Annotated in this window: 17 protein-coding genes and 2 pseudogenes; 7 read left to right on the forward strand and 12 right to left on the reverse strand. The window is 34.3% G+C overall.

From position 1 onward, the window contains the following. Nucleotides 1-10: 10 nt before the first annotated feature. Complete coding sequence (locus O0236_RS08850) at nucleotides 11-1,561, forward strand: LPXTG cell wall anchor domain-containing protein (protein ID WP_268913565.1); 1,551 nt, start codon at nucleotides 11-13, stop codon at nucleotides 1,559-1,561. Between the two features lie 112 nt (nucleotides 1,562-1,673). Here O0236_RS08850 and O0236_RS08855 read toward each other — a convergent pair whose 3' ends face one another. Beyond that, entirely contained in the window at nucleotides 1,674-2,249 is a 576-nt protein-coding gene (locus O0236_RS08855; RefSeq protein WP_268913564.1) for a class I SAM-dependent methyltransferase, read from the reverse strand. Between the two features lie 344 nt (nucleotides 2,250-2,593). Here O0236_RS08855 and O0236_RS08860 point away from each other — a divergent pair, with 344 nt between their 5' ends. Then, nucleotides 2,594-3,298, forward strand: a complete 705-nt coding sequence (locus tag O0236_RS08860) for a class A sortase (protein WP_268913563.1) — start codon at nucleotides 2,594-2,596, stop codon at nucleotides 3,296-3,298. A gap of 104 nt (nucleotides 3,299-3,402) precedes the next feature. Here the strand turns inward: O0236_RS08860 and gpmA are convergent. Beyond that, nucleotides 3,403-3,603, reverse strand: a pseudogene (gpmA, locus tag O0236_RS08865) (2,3-diphosphoglycerate-dependent phosphoglycerate mutase); the annotation flags it as partial. A gap of 74 nt (nucleotides 3,604-3,677) precedes the next feature. Here gpmA and O0236_RS08870 point away from each other — a divergent pair. Continuing rightward, the gene (locus O0236_RS08870) at nucleotides 3,678-4,208 is read left to right on the forward strand and encodes a TetR/AcrR family transcriptional regulator C-terminal domain-containing protein (RefSeq protein ID WP_268913562.1); all 531 of its coding nucleotides are present in this window, start codon (nucleotides 3,678-3,680) and stop codon (nucleotides 4,206-4,208) included. Between the two features lie 79 nt (nucleotides 4,209-4,287). Next, a complete protein-coding gene (locus tag O0236_RS08875; protein WP_268913561.1) occupies nucleotides 4,288-5,124 on the forward strand; it encodes an alpha/beta hydrolase in 837 nt (278 codons plus the stop codon). Nucleotides 5,125-5,477: 353 nt separating this feature from the next. On the opposite strand, the gene O0236_RS08880 is transcribed toward O0236_RS08875, so the two are convergent. From O0236_RS08880 to O0236_RS08900, 5 genes are all read right to left on the reverse strand, one after another. Next, nucleotides 5,478-5,903 carry an N-acetyltransferase gene (locus O0236_RS08880; protein ID WP_268913560.1) on the reverse strand — a complete coding sequence of 142 codons (426 nt, stop codon included), beginning with the start codon at nucleotides 5,901-5,903 and terminating at the stop codon, nucleotides 5,478-5,480. Between the two features lie 241 nt (nucleotides 5,904-6,144). Next, nucleotides 6,145-7,101, reverse strand: a complete 957-nt coding sequence (locus O0236_RS08885; RefSeq protein WP_329608922.1) for an NADP-dependent oxidoreductase — start codon at nucleotides 7,099-7,101, stop codon at nucleotides 6,145-6,147. After that, nucleotides 7,098-7,682: a TetR/AcrR family transcriptional regulator gene (locus tag O0236_RS08890; protein ID WP_268913558.1), complete on the reverse strand. Its 585-nt coding sequence runs from the start codon at nucleotides 7,680-7,682 to the stop codon at nucleotides 7,098-7,100. Before O0236_RS08890 ends, O0236_RS08885 begins: the two co-directional genes overlap by 4 nt. 211 nt (nucleotides 7,683-7,893) lie before the next feature. Next, nucleotides 7,894-8,064, reverse strand: a complete 171-nt coding sequence (locus tag O0236_RS08895) for a hypothetical protein (protein ID WP_268913557.1) — start codon at nucleotides 8,062-8,064, stop codon at nucleotides 7,894-7,896. 255 nt (nucleotides 8,065-8,319) lie between these two features. Continuing rightward, nucleotides 8,320-8,691, reverse strand: a complete 372-nt coding sequence (locus tag O0236_RS08900) for a MerR family transcriptional regulator (protein ID WP_268913556.1) — start codon at nucleotides 8,689-8,691, stop codon at nucleotides 8,320-8,322. 98 nt (nucleotides 8,692-8,789) lie between these two features. Between O0236_RS08900 and O0236_RS08905 the strand changes: the two genes are divergently transcribed. Next, nucleotides 8,790-9,545: an SDR family oxidoreductase gene (locus O0236_RS08905; protein WP_268913555.1), complete on the forward strand. Its 756-nt coding sequence runs from the start codon at nucleotides 8,790-8,792 to the stop codon at nucleotides 9,543-9,545. Nucleotides 9,546-9,808: 263 nt separating this feature from the next. On the opposite strand, the gene O0236_RS08910 is transcribed toward O0236_RS08905, so the two are convergent. Further along, on the reverse strand, nucleotides 9,809-10,375 hold the full coding sequence (locus O0236_RS08910) for a TMEM175 family protein (RefSeq protein WP_268913554.1): 567 nt from the start codon (nucleotides 10,373-10,375) through the stop codon (nucleotides 9,809-9,811). 591 nt (nucleotides 10,376-10,966) lie between these two features. On the opposite strand from O0236_RS08910, the gene O0236_RS08915 reads away from it, so the two are divergent. After that, nucleotides 10,967-12,187 carry an MFS transporter gene (locus O0236_RS08915; RefSeq protein WP_268913553.1) on the forward strand — a complete coding sequence of 407 codons (1,221 nt, stop codon included), beginning with the start codon at nucleotides 10,967-10,969 and terminating at the stop codon, nucleotides 12,185-12,187. A 173-nt stretch (nucleotides 12,188-12,360) separates the two neighbouring features. Here O0236_RS08915 and O0236_RS08920 read toward each other — a convergent pair whose 3' ends face one another. From O0236_RS08920 to O0236_RS08930, 3 genes are all read right to left on the reverse strand, one after another. Beyond that, nucleotides 12,361-13,269, reverse strand: a complete 909-nt coding sequence (locus tag O0236_RS08920; RefSeq protein ID WP_268913551.1) for a quinone oxidoreductase family protein — start codon at nucleotides 13,267-13,269, stop codon at nucleotides 12,361-12,363. Between the two features lie 371 nt (nucleotides 13,270-13,640). After that, nucleotides 13,641-14,513: a helix-turn-helix transcriptional regulator gene (locus tag O0236_RS08925; RefSeq protein ID WP_268913550.1), complete on the reverse strand. Its 873-nt coding sequence runs from the start codon at nucleotides 14,511-14,513 to the stop codon at nucleotides 13,641-13,643. A gap of 536 nt (nucleotides 14,514-15,049) precedes the next feature. Then, nucleotides 15,050-15,409 carry a MerR family transcriptional regulator gene (locus O0236_RS08930; protein WP_268913549.1) on the reverse strand — a complete coding sequence of 120 codons (360 nt, stop codon included), beginning with the start codon at nucleotides 15,407-15,409 and terminating at the stop codon, nucleotides 15,050-15,052. A 166-nt stretch (nucleotides 15,410-15,575) separates the two neighbouring features. On the opposite strand from O0236_RS08930, the pseudogene O0236_RS08935 reads away from it, so the two are divergent. Then, nucleotides 15,576-15,959 (forward strand): annotated as a pseudogene (locus O0236_RS08935) (carboxymuconolactone decarboxylase family protein). Nucleotides 15,960-16,194: 235 nt separating this feature from the next. Here O0236_RS08935 and O0236_RS08940 read toward each other — a convergent pair. Beyond that, entirely contained in the window at nucleotides 16,195-18,033 is a 1,839-nt protein-coding gene (locus O0236_RS08940) for a BspA family leucine-rich repeat surface protein (protein ID WP_268913548.1), read from the reverse strand. Nucleotides 18,034-18,130: the final 97 nt, after the last annotated feature.

Consider the following 18,130-nt stretch of genomic DNA (forward strand, 5'->3'; position numbering starts at 1 on the left):
GAGAAGCAATATGAAAAAAAACGGATGCAATTATCGTGGTTTACTCGCATCGACTGTGTTTCTGTCAGCAGGAGTTTTACTGACAACAATCGCTCCAGTGAATGCTAAAGCGGATAACAATGCAAATTCCGTTACATCTGCACTAGTTAGTAACAAAGATTCTAATACGTCTGCAACTAATAATCAGGTATCTATTCCAGATACAAATTCTGATGGTAACAGCGCTAAAGTCGGCTCATCAACAACTTACACTGATAACAATAGTACAGACAATGATAGTGTTAACGAACAACCTGATGCTCTCAATAGCAATGAAGGCAGTAATAACACTGCTACGAAAACCCAAAACGATGATCAGACTGATGGTCAAGCATTGAACGTCACAAATTCTAATGAATCCACAAATGTGTATACATCACCCGACGCATCGATTCATAATTCAGATATTGCATACGACAGACAATCTAATCCAGAATCTTCTGAAAGTAACTTAAGTATCAAAAACGATTCAGTTGATGTTGCAGCTAATAATGGTAATGATGAGAAGATTAATGCTAATCAACCTCAATCAAATGAAACAAGCCAGAATAATACTCAAGTTCAATCAAAATCAACCAATGTAAATGATTCAGGCAACAAAGTCGCCACATTAGCCTACAGTTCACCTGTAACAGATAATAGTAAATATGAATTCAAGGCATCTTCTGTAGCCACAGTCACACAAGGAACCCAATGGGCCTGGCTCCCAGTGCCAATACTTATTCCCGGAAGAATCGTTGACGGAGCAATTAATACAATTACCAGCATTCCCGGGTTAAGTGGATTAAGTGTCCCACTTAATGCAATTCGAACTGTTTTAACACCATCTTGGGCCATAGCGTTAAACTCTGCAAGTGGAGCATTTAGTGATTTCTTGACGAATAGTTTAACCAGTTTATTTCCTAATAATGATTCAATTCAGACAATTCTGGGAGAACTTGAAAATCCTTTGATCCAAGATTCATTACCAATTCAAATATTCTTACCGATTCCGATCCCATCAGTGACTCCACCGACTACTCCCGAGACCCCGGTGACTCCACCCACTACTCCTGAGACTCCGGTGACTCCACCCACTACTCCTGAGACTCCGGTGACTCCACCGACTACTCCCGAGACCCCGGTGACTCCACCCACTACTCCTGAGACTCCGGTGACTCCACCCACTACTCCTAAGACTCCAGTGACTCCACCCACTACTCCCGAGACCCCGGTGACTCCACCAACCACTCCTGAGACTCCGGTGACTCCACCAACTACTCCTAAGACTCCAGTAATTCCTACGATAAACAAATCGGTTACTACTTTAACTAAGATTAGTAAAAAAGTAACTACGGTTAACGTTACTAAGCAAGGCAATACCGATAAGCAAAATGTTAACAACAAGATTGTTTACGCTAACTCCACCAAGTTGCCACAAACTGGTGAATCTAGTAAAAATTCTGCTACACTTGTTGCACTGGGTGTTGGAATGTTGGTTGCTGCACTTGGCTTAGCATATAAGACATTAAAAAGAAATTAACTATAAAGAATAAGTCTAACCATTTATCAGCCAGTATGTTCAAATAACCCCCTACCTCAGTTTAATAAACTAAGTTAGGGGGTTATTTGTATCACGATCATTATCGTCAATCTTATTTCACGCCAATTAATATTCTTGTGCTAAGAGCTCCATACATACCTTCAATTCCGCCATGTTGAACACTAATCTTTTTTATACCAATCTGCTGCAATCTACTTCTATACTCACCAATATGTTCTATATCCAATATTATTATTTTTCCACCTGGCTTGAGCACTCTATAAGCCTCATCAATTGAATGCTCTCGACTGGATTTCGGCTTCACGTTGTGAATTGACATGCTAGCCACAACATAATCAAAACGATTATCTTCAAATTTCAAGCTCGTCATATCACCGGTCACTAGTTCAGTAACTGAACTAACTCCCAAGTGATCAATATTTCGCTGAGTTTCTGATTCAGCATTTCCTAATTGGTCTCCTTGGTTCCAAATATCTAATCCAATAGCCTTCCCAGAAGCGTGCAAACGCTTTGCAATTTCAATTAAAAATGCCCCATGACCCGTGCCCAAATCCAGCACCTGTTCGTCACCATTGAAATGTAATCTACCAACTACCCGTTCAATTATTTTGTACTTACCAAAAAGTGAAGTATATAAGTACAGCAACCCAAATAATAAAAATACCACTGGTACGATACACCTCGTCCAGCTCCCAGAAATAATTCCCATAATCAGCCCAATTGTACCAATCGACAAAAATATTATCGGCACTAACGGAGCGTCAATTCCCTTTTCATAAAAAATCCCTCCTACTTACTTATAAGCATTATAGCAAAAAAGAGAATTGGATTTTAAAAATGTTAGTTGTAATTTTGTCGTTATAGTTTTAATCTGTTAACTATTATATTTGAGAATAATAATTATGAAATCGAATATAATATACCTGTGCACTAAAGGTCAAAATATTAAAATTGAGCATGTTATTAAAATTATTTAAAATAACCTCACTATCACAAAAAAGGATGTACATCATGTTAAACACCACAAATTCTAAGTGGAAAACGATATTTAAAGGAACTGTAATTATCTTACTTATTCTGGTTTCCTTAGGATTAATTTTCAATGAGCAAATTGAAGATCAGCTAGTAAGCACCTATAGACCAATCATTACCGCTAAAACAATTCAACAAAACAAACGTAAACATGCGAACTATGATTTTGATAACGTCAAGGCTCTGGACCTTCAATCCGTTGCAAAATCACGATTAAACGCAGAAAGAATCCCAGTTATTGGATCAATTCTAGTTCCTAAGGTAAAGGTTCACTTACCAATTGCCAAAGGAACCTCTAACACCACATTAGCTTTAACCGCTGGAACTCTGCGAGCTGATCAGAAGATGGGAAAGGGTAATTATCCGTTAGCTGGACATAACATGATGAAAAAAGATGTATTATTTTCCCCGCTGTATTTCAAATCTAAAGTTGGTGATAAAGTTTATCTCACTGATATGAAGCAAATCTATACGTACAAAATTACTATCAGAAAATTTATTAAAGCAACTGATACCAGTGTGATTAAACAAACCCAAAAGCCAATGATTACCTTGATAACATGTGATTCAACCGGAAACAATAGACTGATGTTACGCGGAATTCTTATCGGTCACGAATCTTTTAACCAAGCTAATAATAAACTTCAGAAACAATTTTCGAATAAATTTAATTCTCAGCTTTAATAATGTCATACCCACAGTTCCATTAGAAATCGCCACATAAACAAAAAATCCCTGACCTCAATTACTTGAGACCAGGGATTTTATATCAGTTATATCAATTAAGATCAACCTAATTTGTTTTTGCTTTGTACTTCAAGCTTGTCGTTGAAGTCGTAGACAACTGGTTGACCAGTGACCATTTCAAGGTTGATGATATCTTCATCAGAGATACCTTCAATGTGCTTGATCAATGCACATAATGAGTTATTGTGGACAGCAATGATAACATTCTTGCCGTCAAGTAATTTAGGTGCAATTTCGTCTTCCTATCAAAATGAATAGATCTTGGACTGTGCTATAGTTATTAAATAACAAATAATCTATCAGGTGGTTAACTTCGATGAACACTCGAAATAATATTATTGAAACCTTCAAACATCTATCTGAAGAAGTTGGCTTCGAACAAGTTAGAATCAGTAAAATATGCGCCTTACTACATATTGAAAGGAAGCTATTTTACTACTACTTTAGCGATAAATATGAATTATTAACAACCATTTACTTAAACGATATTAATCGAGATTTTAACTTAGCAGTAACTGATAAAACAAACTGGCAATCAAATGCCTTAAAGCTATTAAGCTCATATCGTAAATCAGAGAAATTTTATCATGCAACAGTCTTGGCAGATAATGGTACCTGGAAAAGAGTATTTGGTGAACATATGGAGAAATTATTCACCAAATTATTTATTGAATTATCTGCAGAGATGACTGACAAAATCGAATTTTATGCGCAATTCTTTGCTAATGGTTGGGATGGACTAGTATTCCAATGGATTAAGAATTACTTCTCTCCCCTTGAAACTGAACTTGTTGATAATTTCAACGGTCTAATCAATTTCACGCAAAAGTATATTGATAATTGGTAAGCTTACCCATTTTAAACATTTTGGGTAATGCTTTACCTTAAGCCATTCGCTATACTTGCACCCAAGGAGGATGTTTATTATGAAAAGAAAATATATGACAACATCAGATCAAACGATTACCTACTATGACGAAGGCCAAGGCGAACCAATTTTTATGTTACATGGTTTTCCAGATTCAGCTGATGTTTGGCGCAAGCTCATTCCAATGTTCGTTAATCAAGGATATCGGGTTATTGCACCTGATATGCGCGGATTTGGCCAATCATCTATTCCAGAGAATGTCGGAGATTTTTCCATTCAATTCATCATGGCAGATATTCTTAAACTAAAAAAATTCCTTAACATTGATCAACCTGCTAAATTAATTGCTCATGATTGGGGCGCTAATATTGGTTGGATGCTAGCAAGCTTTTATCAGTCGGAGTTTGAATCATATATTGCAATCAGTGTCGGCCATCCTTATTCATACGCCAAAGATGGAGGCTTTGAACAACAGAAAAAGGGTTGGTACACCATGGCGTTCTTATTTGAAGGATTAGCCGAAGAATTGTTTTCTCAAAACAATTGGGCAGGCCTGCGGACATTTACCCAAAATCATCCTGAATTAGACAGCCATTGGATACCAGACTTATCACGCGAGGGCCGATTCACTGCTGCCCTGAACTTATACCGAGCAAATTTAGAGCCTCATAATAATTCGCAAACACCAGATATTCCACAATCCCAAATTCCTATATTAGGAATCTATGGGACGAACGACCTCTACTTAAGTGAAGCGCAAATGAAAAACTCAAGTAAATATCTAGATGGTGAATTCGACTACGTTACTGTTAAAGGTGGTCATTGGTTACCGATAGACGAACCAGAATTTATATTTGATCAAGCTACAAAATTCTACAACCATCAAACTAAGTAAATTGATTTTTCTAGTTGTTCACTACCATAACTTTGTTCAAACTGGGAATTTAAACTTTTATTGACCAATATTTTAACAGACTAAATATTCCTAACTTGAATTCCTTGAGGTTAGGAATTTTTCTGTATCAATTTATTAACTCAAGAACATCTTAGTGCCATAAGTGACACAACTTCAGTTCAAACATAATTCACTTTCAATCTTCCAATTTGTTACCACTAGTGACCGATTAATCACCACAAATCTTCAAATGAACGCAAAAATCCCTGATCTCAGTTACTCGAGATCAGGGATTATCTATTGCGAGGAGATGAATCAATTATTTGTGCAGATTCTCATGATTTTATACTTTTTTATAACTGACTCCATTCCATGAAATATTCACTTTCACCAGTCTCTTCGTCTATCTCTCTTTTTGAAATATTAAAGTCCTCTCTTAAATAAAACTGTACTGCACGGGTATTCTTCTTATAGACCTCTAAAGTTAACTTATCCCGCTTTTCCTTTGTATAATTAAGCAGTCTTGTACCTATCCCTTTGAATTGGTTATCTTTAGAAATAAAAATTCCTGCAATATAATCATCCATCAAGCCTATAAATCCCTGAATTTGACCATCAGATTCATAAACATAGATTGTTGCGTGAGGCATCATCTCTTTAACTGATTCAAAGTTGTTTTCCCAATAGCTGCTTTCGATAAAATCATGCGCTTGTTTATTTGTTTCCAGCCACAGGTGCATGATGTCATCAATATCATCTAACGCGAAATCTCTAATCATATTTTTTCTCCTTAGTTTCTAATTCGCTCACGGATACTTTTTAACCAACATTGTATTAATTGAATTGTCTCTGCTAATGTAAGCTAACAAAAGTTCCTGACCTTAATCAATTAAGGACAGGCGCTTTTACTTTTAGTTGTTTAACTCGCTAAATTTTTTCTATTGAATACTGCCCGCAAACTAACATTAGCCGATACTCAAAAATGAATAACTACCTTGCCACTAATACGACCAGTATCAACTACTCTAATGCCGATTGTATTTGATCAAGACTAAATTCATGGGAATCAATCTGGGGAATAATGTTATTTTTCTCAACTATCTCAGTGATTTTTTCCAACTGTTGGCCATTAGAACGAACAAAAATGAATCGATATTCAACTTGATGTTTGCGAGCAATTTTATCCAATTTCCGACCAACTACCCCAAATAAAATTGTCTTCCATGCCGCTAAGTTATTAGAAACTGCAAACTGTCGATTAGGACCAGCAATCAAGCTTAAAATTCGCCCACCGGGTTTCATGATAGACATTTCTCGATCTAATTCACTACCCCCTCGAGTATCAATCACGTAATCAATATCCTTAAGCAAGTCCCAGTAATCATCTTTACGATAGTCAATGTACTGATCAGCTCCTAATTTTAAAATATGATCTTTCATTCTAGCATTACCAGATACAATTACTTGAAGGCCCATCGATTTGGCAACTGGCACTGCTAACTGTCCGAAACTTCCTGAACCTCCTGGAATAAACAAGGTTTTGTGAGGCTTAACTTGTAACTCTTCAACTAGGCCTTGATAAGCCGTTAATCCAGTTAACGGCACCGCTACAGCTTGCTTAAGCGTCAGATTATTAGGAATATTACTGATTTCACTGGCCCTAACTGCAACGTATTCTGCAAATCCACCAATTTTATCTAAAGGTAATCTTGCATAAACTTTGTCGCCAATCTTAAAATTATTAACCTCATTGCCAATCTCAGTAATCACTCCTGATACTTCATTGCCTAATGTTAGTGGCATGCTATAATTCTGCATCAATCTTACACTGCCATGAACATTCATTATATCTAATGGATTAACAGCCGCATAACTTACTTTGATTAATACCTCATTGCTGATCGGTTCTGGTTTATCAATATTATTGATTTGAACATTAATAGTCTTGGAATATTTTTTTATTTGAGCTGCTTTCATAATTCATTATCCTTCCATGGTAATGCTTTTATTGTGTGATCGACGATTGAATCAAGTTGTTCAACTTGCGGATTAACCTTGGCCAATACCCTTATACCGATTAATGAATTCTGCAATGTCTTTGCCACATCAACTAAATTTGTATTTGGTAGCAAGTCATCCGAAAATCGTTCAAGAAGTGCCAATAATGCGTCGTTTTCTAACCGAAAATAAAATTTTATTTTCTGATATGCTTCCGGATCAACAATCGATAATTCAGTCGCAGAATTTACTAACAAACATCCAACTGGTTTCTTTGAACTATGATGAATGTACGTGTCAAAAATCAACTTGATGTTTGAACCAAGATTCGATGATTCATCAAGTTTATTGGCAATTTCCTGAGATGTCTGTTCATAGTACATATTAAGTGATAGCAAAAATAATTTATGTTTATCACCAAAAGTATCGTACATACTGCGGCGACTTATGCCCATCGTATCAACTAAATTTTGAATTGAAGTTTTTTCATAGCCCTGTTGCCAAAATAATAATTCAGCTTTTTCTAAAACTTCTTCAGGATTAAATTCTTTAATTCGCATAATTTTCTCCTTATTAGAACGTTCATTCTATTATAAAGTAAGCTTTTGAAATTTACAATGATTCCCACCCATAATTATGGTGTATATTATCAATATTTCCGTGACTTTTAAATATCATTATAAAAAAATTCCTGACCTCATATACTTGAGATCAGGAATTTTCTATCAGTTGAACAAATCATAATTATCTAAAATGGCATATTCCATTGATTTATTTTTCAAAAAGATGAATTTCATCAGCATTAAAATAAATCTGTTGATTTGCGCCAACACTGACTAAGTATCGTTCACGCTTCTTATCGTATGAAACAACAATACCTGTTACACCTAACCATGTTTTTTGTGGTAATTGAACAACAGCCCCAACTTTAAAAATTTGCATCTTAGCTCCCCCCCCTTATTTTTCAAAGTTAGTATAATTAATCAGTAATCTTGTGTCAATTGTGATAATCAGTACGATGTTAGAATCATTTTAAATAATTCAATAATACTGACAATAGTGCCGTAAGTGCCACAACTTCAGCCCAAAAATAATTCATATTCCAGAGTCCAATTAGTGACCGATTAGACTACCTAAATATTAATTACTCTTTAGTTTTAAGACATAATTCCAATATTTTTTTCAAATTTAGATTAACTATTTACTCAATTGTTCTTCTTTGTTCTTTTGAATTCGGTCAATTTTACGCCTTAAAAACTCTTTTTGCTGATCAATTTCAGCAATCTTTTGGTCTAACTTAGTATTTAAACGATCTAAGAAGGATAGACCCGCATCATAATTAGGATTATCCTTTGCTAATTCTTCGTCAAACCATTTAGCCTCTTTTACAGTCGCTCCTAGTCTGCGCATATGAATAATTCGGTTCAAGATTTCAACATCATTCTCTGAATAATGTCGAATACCGTTCTGATCTCGAGAGATTGACGGAACTAATCCCTCGCTTTCGTAGTATCGGAGCGTGTTTTTAGAGACATTGAATTTTTCGGCAACTTCAGCAATCGTATACATAAAAAACCTCCATAATCTGCTTGCGTTAGTGTAACACGAACGTGCTATACTTTCCATCACTTGGTAAGATAAACAAGCGATGAAAGGAAGATCTTATTATGACAACTAAAACAATTACTCTAGTAACTGGTGCTAACCGTGGTATGGGACTTGAAATCGTTAAAGAACTCGGAGCCGCTGGTCAAACCGTTATTATGGGCGCTCGAGATTTAATCAAAGGTCAAGCTGCAGCCAAAGATTTAATAACTGCCGGTTACGATGTTGAACCCGTTCAACTTGATATTACTGACAGCGAATCAATTAGCAATGCGGTTAAATTCATTAATGACGAGTATGGGCGTTTAGACATTCTGATCAATAACGCTGGAGCTTCATTTGATAACTTCGAAGCTCCTTCAACAATTGACATGGATAAAATTCGCAAAGAATTCGAACTAAATGTCTTTGGCACTATTGATAACACACAACAATTCATTCCACTTTTAAAGAACAGTAAACAAGCTAAAATCATCAACATTTCAAGTATGATGGGCTCATTAACGAACGCTTTAGATCCTAAATCTTCAGTCTATAATTTTTCATCTATGGGATATCAAGCTACTAAGTCCGCTGTTAATATGTTCACTATCCAATTAGCTAAGGAATTCAAAAATAATAATGTGCCAATCACAGTCAATGCAATCGATCCCGGATTAGTTGCAACTGAATTTGGTGGCACTAGTGCTGAATCTTCAGCTGACATGGGTGCACACACAGTTGAAATTGGTGTGGCTCGCACTATTGAGCTAGCAACTTCTCCAGACAACAATATTACAGCCACATTTAGTAACCTTGACGGCGAAGTAAAGTGGTAGTTTACTCTATATAATTCAAAAAATGCTCATATCTTAATCAGATGTGAGCATTTTTTTACCGTTATCATATTTTCATCTATATAGAGAATAGTGCCATAAGTTGCACAACATCAGTTCAACCCGAATTTTCCAGAGTTCAATTAATGATCATTTAAACAGATAATAAATCACCTGATCACATTTACCTAAAATTAGGTGATTTATTAAAATATTCAAGCCATAAGCTTAATCGTCCTTTAGAAAATAATGAATAATTTAAAATTTTAGTTGTGACGAGCATGTCTTTTTTCCACAAAATCAGATACAACAACAATTCCACCGGCCATAATTGGAGTTACGGCAACTGCCAAAATTGGGATAAATATAAATAAGATTGCTTCTAATAAATATGATAAATACAGAAGTGGAAAAGCATATCGATTAGGCATTACAAGGTCTGGATTGAGTTTTTCTAAATTGCGATCCAATAATTGAAATGATACTGCCCATAAAAAAGTAACAACTACATAGAAAAATCCAGGCACTGACGAAGTTGGGTATTCCGACAACCATGAAGCAGAAAACGGAATGAAAGATTGTAATAAAAGCCATATTGAATTCAACCAATAAGTTGTTCGATTAATTTTTTTCGCATTAGTAAAAATAATATGATGATTATACCAGACAACCATGATCAAAAAGAAAGTTGCAATATAAATAATGAAGTTACGCCAATCTGCAATAATTGCGTGTAATGTCGGCCCATCCGGTCGTGGTAAATCCAATACTAATAGTGTCACAACAATAGCAATAATTGCATCAGTAAAAGCGACAAGCCGTTCTTTATTCATTAATGAAATATCCCCCAAAATTTATAAATTTTAACTCAATAATCATTACATATGGATAAAAAAATTTCATCCATCCTGTAAATGCTAATCTACAAACAGATGCAAAAATCCCCGAACTCAATTTCTCGAGATCAGGGATTTTATATTGCTGATATCATATAGATTAAACTAAATTTTGCTTACTTTGTAATCCATTATTTATAAATCATAACCAATTTATTATTTGCAGAAAGAATTCCGGATTAGTCACTCACCTGTTGTGAATAGCATTCATAGCTTGTTCCGTATCGTAATTTATTCATTGAAAAATTGATCATGAGTAAGAAAATAATTTTTATAGTTAACTAAAACTGGCTTCATTTTAAAGGTCATTTTTTTATTGCCTGAATTACTCAAATATGATGCGGTCTTAATTCATAACTGTTTATGCAAGGCCTTCATTACATATAAATGTGAAAACGATTATACTTTTTATAATAAATAGTGATATGATGAATAATCAAAAGCCATATATAGACTTATATTTTTAACTGGTGAAATTCATTCAATCACTAGCACGACAGTACATAAAAGTTAAAAAAGGAAAATTCGATGAGTACAATATCAAAAGCTAAACTAAGATACTACCTGTACATTGCCGCCACTCAATCCAGATTTTCAAGGATCATTAATGTTATTGCTATTGTCCAATACTTAAATTATAGTCTCGTTCAATTCTCGATTTTACAATCTGTTTTTTTATTCTCGCAGTTTCTTTCTGAAATTCCTAGCGGACTATTGGGAGACCTGATTAAAAAGAAAACATCCATTACAATTGGACTCACGATATTAATCATTTCGCCGCTTTTGATGATTTCCGTGATTAATACAAAATCTTATTGGGGTTTCATCATTCTTCTTGTAGCATTCATCCTTGAAGGAATTGGTAATGCTCTATTAAGTGGCTCAGATGATGCTCTGTTCTTCGAAATTTTAAGAGACAGCGGTACGACAAGTGAAGAATACACAAAGATTCGTGGACGAGTTCAGTTAATCGGTGCCATCACAACTAGCATAGCAACCGTTGTTGGTGGAATGTCATATCAACTAAATAAAGGGATGCCCTATATACTGCAGTCATTAACTCTAATAATTGCATTGATCATTATAACTTCCATTTCAGAACAGAAAAGCATCACTAGAATTGACAAAAACATGCAAGGCAACAGCATTAGCAGTGTTTTAACTGTTTTCAAAAAAATGACTACTGTGCCTATCGTTGTTTTTACATTTATTCTATCCGCATTTGTGGTCGCGACTATCAATGCAGTTTTCTCAATTTTACCTACATACGTTGCAGAATTAGGGTATGCACCGTCCTCTAACAGTTTTATTTTTATGCTATTTAGTCTATTTGGCGGATTAATTGCCACACAGTCATATAGATTATTGGCAAAAAGTAACTTAAAATTTCTTTGTTTTACTCTCATAACCACCATTGCAGTCGGTGGAATATTGCAACTACAAGATAATAAATTAATATTTCTCATAGGAATTGGATTACTATACATTGTGGAAGACATCCTCGATCCAATAGTGATGAAAATATTAAATACCTGGGTGAAGGATAATTCCAGAGCAACATTTATTTCCGGACTTTCATTCTTAACAACTATGATTACAATGATTCTCAATCCAATCGTTGGATTATTTGTTCAAAATTTCGGTATGGTAATTGGATTAGTAATCACTTCGATCTTTCTGATATCTATTATTGGAATATCGTATGCTTTCATTATTACTTTGGATAATAAGGAAAGTAAATTAAAATAATTTGATGATATATTTATTGAAGCTTTAACTAATCATATATCTGTAAATAGACGCAAAAAATCCCTAAACTCGTGAGGTTTACTCAAGATTAGGGATTTTCAATCGGTTAAAACAATTAACCAGGTAAATCAAATTCATTCAATTATTTTTACAATTTTGAAAAGAAATATCCATTAATCGTTTATCTTTAAAATAATTCTCCCTCGGGATGCTGTCTCGTCTTCATAATGTTGAGCTAGCTTTACATCATTCATTTCAAATACCTTATTTATATGTGCTTTGAGGGTTCCAGTTGATAGCATTTCTATAATCTTTTTATATTGTTTAGGGCTAATCGGTCGGTTGTTAAATACATTATGGATATCCAAACGAAGTTGATGATATGTGGGTAAAGCGGAGGTAAACAAAGTTCCACCATCGAATAATTTGTTTTCGGATTGATTAAGTAGCGACTCATTGCCAGCCGTGTCGAGAACAAATTTTATAGACTTATTATCTACATCCTTAATGTTGGTAACGATTTTCGCATCAGGAAAAATCATTTGAGTATAATTCCGGCTTCGTTCTGAAGAAAGAATGATAACATTTGCCTCAAGAGCTATTAACATCTGATACAAATAACTTCCAATACCACCCGATGCTCCAATTAGTAATACAGCATCGTTTTTTTGTACTCCCACGCTTTTAATCATCATCATTGCTGTATCAACCCCACCAAAAATTGTTGCACCAGTTTCTAACGATACATTATCTGGCAGAGAAAAAATGTACGGTGGAATAGACGCATTAACAACTTCTGCATACGTTCCATTTGGCGCAGCACCTACAACCCGTGTTCCCCTGGATGGCCCAATAAGATTTTGATCATGAATAATTCCAGCAAAACCATATCCCAGAATTCTGGGCAAAGGATCATTATTCAATTGAGTTAAAAGTCCTGCTTCATTTTTGATATCCCATGGTAAAACTGGAACGTATTTTACATCCACGAGTCTGCCAATAATATTGCCCTTGGGTTCTGGTAGATTAACGATTTGAATTGAATCGATACCATTGAAGTCTTTTTGAATTATTGCTCGCATAAATTCATCCTCCACTTTCTTAGTCATTGTAAGCTTACGGCGTACAAATATATTTATAAAATCAGAATACTAATTTTATAAATTCAATTTAAAGATCGATACTGTGAGTATGGAGGTGATAATGATGCCAATAATCATCTTATTAATAGTCATACTTGGAATTGCAAAAGTATTCAGTCTGAGCTACATTTTAACGCTTACCTGGACTGGCGGGATTCTTGTCTTGCTAATAATCATAAAGTTGATTCTTGTTCTGTTACTACGTAAACGAATTATTAACAGGTATTAATTTATAAAGGGTTATTTAATATTCAAACTAAAAGAACCGTGTGAATATCAACTGTTTTAAAGTAAATATTCACACGATTCTTTTAGGTTATAGATCGATTAACATTTTGATTGAAGACTTTCGAAATCACTTGATAATTATTATCAGCCTCTTTAGCATGAACCTCATCATTTATTGCGGCATATTCATGACCTAACATGAAGAAAAAATCTGACAACATAAGATTAGAATCGTTTTCTGTTGCCCACTTCACACCATTTCGTAAGACATTAATTGATTCATTAAGCCTCTTTTGATGCAATAATGCCATCCCATACTGATAAAATACAATATTTAGATTTTTATCTGGCTGTATGATCTTATTCGTCAAAACAGCATCTATAACCGTTTCAAAATTTCCTAGAAGTTTAGTTCTATTTGATTCAATCTCAATAAAATTGATAACTGATAAAATTAATGCTTCTATACCAGTCAAACTTTCATTTCGCTTTGAATAGGTGAAGTTTAAGGCCATGTTTAGGTATCTCAAAGCTGATACTGCATCTTTGGTAAGTTGATAAGTTCCACATCCGTAATAGTAGTAAAAAATTTGTAAATCTTCGTTTTGAGATAAATTAGCAATAACATCAGAAGAATCCATATAATCAATTAATTCTGCGTACTGATGATTATTGCACATCTGTTCCACATTTCGACTAAATTCTTTATCCTCAGAAATTTCGTAATACGTGCTCAATAACGACCTATCAACTGAAATTCCCAGTCTTTGACAAATTTCAGATAATAAAATGGCATTAGGAACATAATTTCCTTTTTCAATATTACTAATCATCGACTGAGAACAAATTCCAGAAGCTAGCTGCTTTTGCGTTAGATTAAGCTTTTTCCGTTCTGACGCAATATTTTGCCCTAATGATTGTGACATGACTTCAAATTTACTTAAACCAGCCTCCATTATGTTCACTCCTATCAGACAAGAAATACCTAAGTTGAGTTGTGGTGATTGTATCATGTTAATGTAAAAAGGATACACAAGTTATACTCTAAAGAAGCTGACATGAAATGCAATACATATAAAATTCTTTATTAATTGGTAATTCAGAGCAAATTATTAATAATTGCTTAACAACAGACTTTGGAGCACTATAAATAAAAAATGAATTTTATAAAGATTTTAATTGCCAATAAAGCCTTGAATTGTTCCGATAATAAAAGGAATTAACACAGCGATTGATGTCAATATAATACTTACTTTTTGAGTTATATTAAGAGTTTTGAAGTCTTTTCTAAAACTCAAAATAAGAAATATTACGCTAAATGTCGATAAAAAACTAAAAACAACGTATATCATAAAAATCCTCCTCCTTTTTTGAGTATTATTATAATAATATCAATTTTTTAGTTGGTATAATACACATTTATCAGAGCATATCACCTATTTTAAGTGTAAGCTTTCATGGCTAGAATTGAGCGAAGATAACTATATAATGTTTATTTATCATTCAATCCTAGATATGTTTTTATTTTTTGTTCCAAAAACTCAATATGGTCTTCAACTTGTTTTTGATTCTCATGCAGAGCATCCAACTGATCAAACAGCAGCACTAATCGCTCAGGAATTGTGGAATCACCTTCATAACGTAACTTGGCATATTCCTGCATTTTTTTAATGCTCATACCCGTTTTCTTCAAACGAATAACAAATTCTATCCAAGCTATATCTTTGTCTGTATAATATCTTTGATTATTCTCACTTCTATTTGAAAAAACAATTCCCTGCTTTTCATAAAACCTCAGAGTATCGATTGTAAGCCCAGAAATTTTTGAAAATTCTCCGATAGAGTACTGCATAATTAATACCTCCGTTATATTATTCTGAAGACTACGCTTACCACATCAGACTGTCAATAATTCAAAGTAAACCAATTACTTAATTTTATTGACATGGACCGCACTCCAGCATTTACTATGATATCAATCGCAGACATCATGTGAATAATTTAGGAGGAAAAATATTATGACAAATAATGTTAGGTTTGATAACGGATTAAAAAATTTGGATAAAGTTGATAGTCAGGCTGGTAAAAATGTGATTGATTCGCTTGGAGGATTATCTGAAGATATAGGTAAGTATATTATTTAATTTGCATTCGGCGACATCTATGATCGTGCCATTTTAGATTTTAAACAACGAGAAATGATTACTATAACTAGTCTCCTGACACAAGGTGATACAGCACCTCAGCTACGAATTCATATTAACGGCTCATTGAACGTTGGATTAAGTCGAGAACAAATCATCGAAACTTTCATTCAAGCAATCCCATATGTTGGATTTCCTAAGGTATTGAATGCTGTTACTATTGCAAAAGAAGTATTCAAATCTCGTGACGATAAATAAATAAACTAAAGTTAAATTTCATCATTTAGCAATAATGACAATAGCATTGTAAGTGACCCAATCTCAGCTCAATCAGAATTTACCTGCGACTAATTAGTGACCACTAGTGGCCGCTTAATCATTAAAAATATTCTAATAGCTACGAAAAATCCCTAAACGCAATTTCTCGAGATCAGGGATTTTATATTGCTTATATCATATAGATCAACCTACACTGTGCTTACTTTGTACTCCATTATTTATAAATCGTAACCATTTTTTTATTCGCAGTAATGTAGGTGCCATTACTTAACTTATATCGCGTGGTTAGATTATGCTTTTGTTGACCGACCACTTTAACTTTAGAATTGTATTTATAGTGCTTAATCTTCTTCGTTAAGTTAACATTTTTGTAGGCATTGATTCCCCACTGGTTAATCACCTTAAAGGATCTAACCCGTTTGGTTGAGTAATATGCTGGAACAACGTTCTTAGTTGCCTTGATATAGCCCACTTTACCATTAGTTTGCTTATTCGAGTTAACAAACTTAGCATTAGAATCGCGAACTTGATACAAAATTCCATTCTTAGAGTCAACAATCTTGCTAACGACAAACATTGGTCGTTGTTGACGTGTCCCCATCTTATATTTGATGCTACCGTCTTTACTCAAATCAGTGGTCTTGTATAAGTAACCACCGTTGTTCATAATCACCGCCATCTTCTTTTGGATGTGATTATAAACTCGAGTGATAGGAATATTGTAAACATAGCCATTACTTGTTGGGGTGATTTCCCTAGTTAAACCACCTAACACTTCATAACCAGACACTGATACAGTATGGTAAGTAATTGGATGATTTAATTGACCGTTCACATAGTCTACCTTAACCGTATTCCCATTATCATCTATATAATTAATAGTAACTTTAGCTGTATCATCAACTGGTAAAGTTGGCAGCGTTGGATTTGATGGTGTAATTGGTTGACTCGGAATAACCGGATTAATTGGAGTTGAAGTAGCTTTTTTAGTTACTTTAATAATTAGAGGATCATTATTTGCGATTAACTGATAATCAACCTTATCAGGCTGTTTGTCTGCTAGTTGGTATCCATCAGGTACTTTGACTGAATAAGTATTTTTATCTCCGATGTTACCAGAAATTGTATCGTTGGCGACGACTTTGTTGGTATCATCAACATACTTGACCGGTTTAGTCACTGGAACTTTCGAAAAATGATTCCAAACGAAGGTTCCTGGGCCAGTTACCTTATCGGAGGTAACAATATCGCCTAATGGAGCATGTTCCGTACCATCACCAATTTCCCTCCAATTATTACCAATTACCTTGTACGTTTGATTGTTATCAGAAAAAAGAGTGTCACTAACAGGCACTGGCAAAGAATTTGGAAAAACTGAAGGTATTAATGCTGTTTTGGAGCCTAATTTTAACTTCCAAAGCCTAATATCTTGTAAAAACATTACTCCTGTATTAGGCGATTTCGAATTGTCAAATGAAGATAAATCTAATTTAGTTAATTCAAAATCACCATAGAACATTCCGCTCATATCAGTAACATTAGATGTAATGAAATGGGATAGATCTAAGGTAACTATAGACTTATTGTATTCAAACATTCCACTCATATTAGTAACTTTAATAGTATCAAAATTAGATAATTCCAAATTCAATAGTTTCCAATCATTCGAAAACATTTCATGCATATTCGAAACGTTAGATGTATTAAGATGTTGCATTCCATCAATTGTAACCAAATTTGATAATCCAGAGAATAGCTTAGTACTATCTTTTGGTGCAATTACACCCTTATCGATTTTAATTTTTTTAATTTTCTCAGCAACATCATCGTTGCTCCACGGAGCCTTATCATACATGTCTAATTGGCCCGCCCCTAGCGTCAATGTACCATCACTACTTAATTCCCATTTTGAACTCCCAAACATATCTAAGTCTTCATTCTCATTAGCATGGGCAACAATTGCAGGCTGCTCAGCCGTTGTCATCATAATTGATGTAGCCATTCCCAGGGTTAATAATGCCCCACCTAATAAGTATTTATGCCATATTTTCAATATCTATATCCCCCACGAGTATTAGTATGCATTAAAATCACATAATCAATTGTATATGAATTCTTCCCTAATACCAATCAATTACGTGTATATATAA

The sequence above is a fragment of the Lentilactobacillus sp. SPB1-3 genome (assembly GCF_026913205.2).
Classification (GTDB): domain Bacteria; phylum Bacillota; class Bacilli; order Lactobacillales; family Lactobacillaceae; genus Lentilactobacillus; species Lentilactobacillus terminaliae.